Raw genomic sequence first — 1,062 nt, 5'->3', positions numbered from 1 at the left:
CGTGTTGGAGGCCGATTTCGTGTCGCTGACCGGTACCGCTGCCGCTCGGGAGAAGGGTTCCGGTACCGCTCCCTGCCGCGCTGTCGTCTACTCCGACAGCCGCCGCTCGGCCACCATCCGCCTCGGCCGGCCGGTACTGGACGCCCTCGCCCCCCTCGACGGACTGCTGACCTCCGCCAGTTGGCTCACCACGGCCCTCACCGACCGGGTACGCCGACGGGCCCGTGCGGTGTACGACCGGCTTCGCGCCGGCACCGACGGCCCGGTGGACCTGGCCGCATTCTGGTTCGCCTGCATGCCGATCCTGCACGGTGATGCGGTCGCCGACGCGCGGGAACTGCAGGAGGAGTTCCAGCGGCGCTGGGCCGACGTGCTGGGCGTCCCGGCCGGTGCCCGCCGCGTACAGCGCGACGGGCGGGACGTAGCCGACCGGCTCCGGCGTGCGTTCGCCGGGTCGGGCGGCGGCTGGACCGCGGCCCGTTACCTCAGCCCCGACGTGCTGATCGTCGCCACCGACGCCGACGCGGTCGAGCGCGGCGAGTTCACCCTGGTCCTCGGCGAGCTGCACGTGGCCACGAACACCCTCGGGGCGAACCTGTTCGTCCAGCAGCACCCCGAGCCTGCGGAACTGTATGCGCAGACCGACCGCGACCATCCCGGTCCGAGGCTGCTGCCGCTGCTGCCCAAGGAACACCGGGCCCGACTGTCCATTCGGGTACGCCAGTGCCTGGTCCGACCCGAGGACTACCAGGTCGCGCTCGTCGACCAGACCGCTGACCCGGAACTGCCGCGCGCTGTGAACAGCGCCGACGCCGTTGTCGAACCGCGTGCCGACCAGCTCGTCGTGGTGCTGCCCGACGGCGCGGTCTTCGACGTCGTCGACGCCTTCTCGCACGTGCTCACCACGCTGGTGATGGACCTGTTCCGGATCCTGCCCGAGGCGGACCACTCGCCGCGGGTGACGGTGGATCGGATGGTGGTGGCGCGGGAGTCGTGGCGGTTCGTGGCGGGTGAGTTGGGGTTCGTGGACGAGCGGGTGGAGTCGCGGCGGTTCGTGCGGGC

1 protein-coding gene is annotated in these 1,062 nt (G+C 72.0%); it reads left to right on the top strand.

Annotation, left to right across the window (positions count from 1 at the left end; translation table 11 throughout):
• Nucleotides 1-19: 19 nt before the first annotated feature.
• Nucleotides 20-1,062, top strand: a 1,043-nt coding sequence (locus QSK20_RS31905) for a lantibiotic dehydratase (RefSeq protein ID WP_285792319.1), incomplete at its 3' end; no start/stop codon positions are given.

This window comes from Micromonospora sp. NBRC 101691, assembly GCF_030269285.1.
In the GTDB taxonomy this organism is placed as follows: domain Bacteria; phylum Actinomycetota; class Actinomycetes; order Mycobacteriales; family Micromonosporaceae; genus Micromonospora; species Micromonospora echinospora.
Note: the sequence above shows the minus strand (reverse complement) of the source record. Positions and strands in the feature narration are given on the sequence as shown.